General features: G+C 63.1%; 3 protein-coding genes and 1 pseudogene. All 4 read left to right on the top strand.

Annotated features, from left to right (window positions below; translation table 11 throughout):
* Positions 1-909, top strand: a 909-nt coding sequence (locus HMPREF0591_RS25805) for a type III PLP-dependent enzyme domain-containing protein (protein WP_007171675.1), incomplete at its 5' end; no start/stop codon positions are given.
* An 11-nt stretch (positions 910-920) separates the two neighbouring features.
* Positions 921-2,351 carry an MATE family efflux transporter gene (locus tag HMPREF0591_RS25810; RefSeq protein ID WP_007171676.1) on the top strand — a complete coding sequence of 477 codons (1,431 nt, stop codon included), beginning with the start codon at positions 921-923 and terminating at the stop codon, positions 2,349-2,351.
* Positions 2,352-2,360: 9 nt separating this feature from the next.
* Complete coding sequence (locus tag HMPREF0591_RS25815) at positions 2,361-3,614, top strand: MFS transporter (protein ID WP_007171677.1); 1,254 nt, start codon at positions 2,361-2,363, stop codon at positions 3,612-3,614.
* 125 nt (positions 3,615-3,739) lie between these two features.
* Positions 3,740-4,608: pseudogene (locus tag HMPREF0591_RS34140) on the top strand (IS3 family transposase); the annotation flags it as partial.

Below are 4,608 nucleotides of genomic sequence, written 5' to 3' on the forward strand. Positions count from 1 at the left end.
ATCCTGTTACGCGTGCTTCCGGAGGTGAACCCGCACAGCAGATTTGGTTTGGGCCCCACTGAATTGGATGCCGCGCTACAGCAATGCGCCCAGCAACGGTCGCGCGTGTCAATGGAAGGATTCTCGTTTCACCTCAACGGATACGAGGTCGCGCCACGGGCGCAGCTGGCAGCCCAGCTCGTTGACCGTCTCATGGAGGCACGAGCGCAAGGGCTGGCGGCGACGTCCATTTCTATCGGTGGCGGATTCGCGGTGAGCTACCTCGACGCCAAGACGTGGGACCGGTTTTTGCGCGACAGCACCGAAAGCGACTTTCACGCCGGCAAGACGTTCACCCACTTCTACCCCTATCATCAGGCGCCGACCGGGGCCGACATGCTGGCCGCGATCCTCGCCAGCGAAACCACTTGCGGCGGCGGCACCGTCAGCGACCGGTTCGCCACGACGGGAACCAAGCTGCTGCTCGAGCCCGGCCGCGCGTTGCTCGACGGCGCAGGGTTCACCGTTTTTCCCGTGCAGGGATTCAAGCGGCGCGGCGACTACGGGATCATCACCGTTCTCGGGCTGAGCATGAGCTTGTCGGAGCAGTGGAAATCCAGCGAGTTCCTCCCGGACCCGACGCTGTGGCCGCAAGAAGCCTCGGACGAGCTCCAGCCGGCAGGCCCGGTCCGATGTTGCGTCGGCGGGGCTAGCTGCCTGGACTATGACATGCTGACCTGGCGAAAAGTGAAGCTACCGCGGCAGCCACGTTATGGTGACCTGCTGATCTACCCCAACACGGCCGGCTACCAGATGGACAAGAACGAATCCGAGTTCCATGGACTCCCCTTGCCGCCGAAACTCGAGGTGACCCGTGACGACGAGGGCCGGCTTCGCTGGCGACCCGACCACAACGGTGATCGCTGGTGAGCCAGGCGCCCGTGGGTGAAAACCACCGGGTGCGGCTTGCTGCGCTGATGCACACCGGCCGACAGCTCACCGCTTTGGCGGCCCCCATCGCGGGTGTGCAATTCGCCCAAGTTGCGTTGACCACCACCGATTTGGCCATGATGGGACTGATCGGAGTGCAAGCCATCGCCGCCGGCGGGCTAGCCGCGATCCTGTACAACCTGATGCGCACCATGTGCGTCGGTGTAGTGACCGCGGTGGGAAACCTGGTCGCCACTGCAGCCGCTCAGGGCGAGGCACGTTCAGGAAGCGACCGCCCAGACACCAAGGCGCACACGGAGATCCGCCAGATCAACCGATCGGCCTTCTTTGTGGCCACGATGGCGGCTGTCCTTCTCGGTGCCGCGCTGATCGCCTTAGGCTATGTCTTGCCAGTCTTCGGGGTGGACAAAGACGTGCTGACCCTCGCGCGACCCATGATGATCGCCTTAGCCCCAGGGCTGGTCCCGATGGTGTGGCTGAATGTCTTGCGGCAGTTCTCCGTCGGTATGCGCCGCCCGGGTCCCCTGTTGGCGGTCAGCATCGCCTCCATCGCACTGAACGCGGCGCTGGACTTGGTGTTCATCTATGGTCTGCTGGGCATCCCCCGGCTGGGCTTGGCGGGCATCGGGCTGGCAACGACGCTGGTGCAGGTACTCACCGTTGCCGCGTTCTACTTCATCCTGCGCCGTGACAATCACCTCGCCCCGCTACTGTCGATCGACGGCTGGAATGCCGACGCTGAAATGGCACGCCAGATTCTGCGGTTGGGGGTGCCAATTTCTTTGACGTACGGCTCAGAGGCCGGAATCACGTCGCTGGCCGCCGTGGTGATGGGAATTTTCGGCCCTATCGTGCTGGCTGCGCACAATGTGGTGACTCAATTGACTCGCATCGCCTTCCAAATCAGCATCGGCTTATCCCATGGATCATCCATCCTCATCAGCCGTGCGACCGGCAAAGGGGATAAAGGGCAGGCCGAGCAGATAGCGGTCGTCGCGCTACTCCTTGGGGTAATTAGCACGGTGACACTCGGACTGCTCTACGTGGTAGCGCCATACTGGGTATTACGGCCATTTTTAGATCCCGCCGATGCGGCAACTATTATGATCGCCAAATTCTTCCTCTGCTTCGCGATAATCCAGCAAATCGTGGACTTCACCCAAAACATCGCCGTGGGACTGCTGCGGGGCATCGGCAACACCAAAGCCGGATTGCGAGCAACCACGGTCGGGTATTGGTTGGTTGGGCTACCCGCCATGCTGCTGCTGGCGTTCCCCGCACAATTGCACGGGGCCGGAGTGTGGATCGGGCTAGCACCGGCTTCGCCGCGACGGCAGCGCTGCTGTTGCGCCGATTCCGCAAGGATTTGCCGCAAGCAGTCTGACCGGCGCTTGCGTTGGATAGCCGGAGTTGACGTATAGGGTGCGGCCGTGGCGGGTTTTGTGAAGCGGTTCCGCGGGTTCGACAAGCCCAGCCGGATTCTGCTGATCAATCAGTTCGGCATCAACGTCGGTTTCTACATGCTGATGCCCTATCTGGCCGGCTACCTCGCCGGCCCGCTCGGGCTGGCGGCGTGGGCTGTCGGGCTGGTCCTGGGTACCCGGGATTTCTCTGAGCTGGGCATGTTCATCGTGGGGGGTACGCTGGCCGACCGGGTGGGCTACAAGTGGCTGATCGTGTCCGGATGTCTACTGCGCACCGCCGGGTTCGCGCTACTGGTGGCGGCTCAGTCCTTGCCCACCGTGTTGATCGCCGCGGCAGCCACCGGTTTCGCCGGTGCATTGTTCAACCCAGCGATCCGCGCGTATCTGGCCGCCGACGTCGGCGTCCGCCGTGTCGACGCTTTCGCGATGTTCAACATTTTCAATCATGCCGGCATCTTGCTTGGCCCACTTGTTGGACTTGCCTTGATGGCCATTGACTTTCGAGTCACCGCGGCCGGCGCGGCGGTAGTCTTCGCCGTGCTCACAGTGGTGCAACTACTGGCATTGCCACGCCACCGCGCCGACCCAGCGCCCGAGAAGACCTCGATATTGCAAGATTGGCGGGTCGTCGTCGGTAACCGCTCTTTCCTGTTGTTCGCCGCGGCGATGACCGGCTCCTACGTGCTCTCTTTTCAAATCAATCTCGCACTGCCGTTGCAGGCATCGATGCTGGCGCCACGCTCTCATTCATTGTTAGTCGCAGCGCTTTTCGCCGTTTCAGGGCTTACCGCGGTCGGTGGACAACTGCGCATCACCCGCTGGTTCGCCGAGAGGTGGGGAACCAGACGCAGTTTGGCCGTCGGCCTGACCATAATGGCAGCGTCGTTCCTGCCCTTGATCGTCGTCCCAGACCGCGAACCCTTCGGCGCTCCTCCGGCGATCGCGGCGCTTCTGATGTCTGCGGGCCTGCTGGCCATCGGCTCGGCGGCAATCTTCCCGTTCGAGATGGACATTGTGGTCTCGCTGGGCGGCCGACTGGTCGCCACCCACTACGGCCTATACAACACCATCATCGGGGTCGGAATCCTCGTCGGTAATCTGGCCACCGGCGCCGTCATGGGTTCCGCACGACAAATGGGCCTGGGCGAACTGGCATGGGCAGGACTGATTCTCGTCGGAATCGTTGCAGCTGTGGCCTTACACCGCCTGGACCGGACCCGCCGCCTGCAGCCTGCTCACTCTGAAGTCTTCCTCACCTGAGGCTGGCTGTTGGTGGGCCGCAGCAGATTCGCCGCCTACAAACAGTCAGGGCAGGGGGGTCTGCTGCACGAATAGGTGACATCTGAGTTGGCTTGCCCGGAGGGGTGGGCTGAGAGGATGTCAGTGTGCCCAGGCCCTATCCCCAAGAGTTCCGCGACGACGTCGTGCGGGTCGCCCGCAACCGCGAGGACGGTGTGACGGTCGAACAGATCGCCGCCGACTTCGGGGTGCATCCGATGACCCTGTGGAAGTGGATGCGACAAGCCGATATCGACGAGGGAGCCAAGCCCGGCAAGACCACCAGCGACTCTGCGGAGTTACGGGACCTGCGACGCCGTAATCGGTTGTTGGAGCAGGAAAATGAAGTTTTGCGCCGGGCCGCGGCCTATCTGTCGCAGGCCAACCTGCCGGGAAAAGGATCTACCCGCTCGTGAACGAGCTCGCCGCCGACGGAATTCCCGTCGCGGTGACGTGCCGGGTACTCAAGCTCGCCCGACAGCCCTATTACCGCTGGCGGGCCAACCCCGTGACCGAGGCGGAGATCGTCGAGGCCTACCGCGCCAACGCCCTGTTCGACGCCCACCACGAGGATCCAGAGTTCGGCTACCGCTACCTGGTCGAAGAGGCCCGGGATGCCGGTGAGCCGATGGCCGAGCGCACCGCCTGGCGGATCTGCACCGACAACCGGTGGTGGAGCGTATTCGGCAAGAAGCGTGGCAAAAACGGTAAGCCCGGGCCGCCGGTGCACGACGACCTTGTTGAGCGGAGCTTCACCGCCGATGCACCAAACCAGTTGTGGCTCAGCGACATCACCGAACATCGCACCGGCGAGGGAAAGCTGTACCTCTGTGCGATCAAGGACGTGTTCTCCAACCGGATCGTGGGCTACTCGATCGACTCGCGGATGAAGTCCCGGTTGGCGACCACGGCCCTGCACAGTGCGGTGGCACGGCGCGGCGATGTGGCTGGCTGCATTGTCCACTCCGATCGTGGA

The organism is Mycobacterium parascrofulaceum ATCC BAA-614, assembly GCF_000164135.1.
In the GTDB taxonomy this organism is placed as follows: Bacteria; Actinomycetota; Actinomycetes; order Mycobacteriales; family Mycobacteriaceae; genus Mycobacterium; species Mycobacterium parascrofulaceum.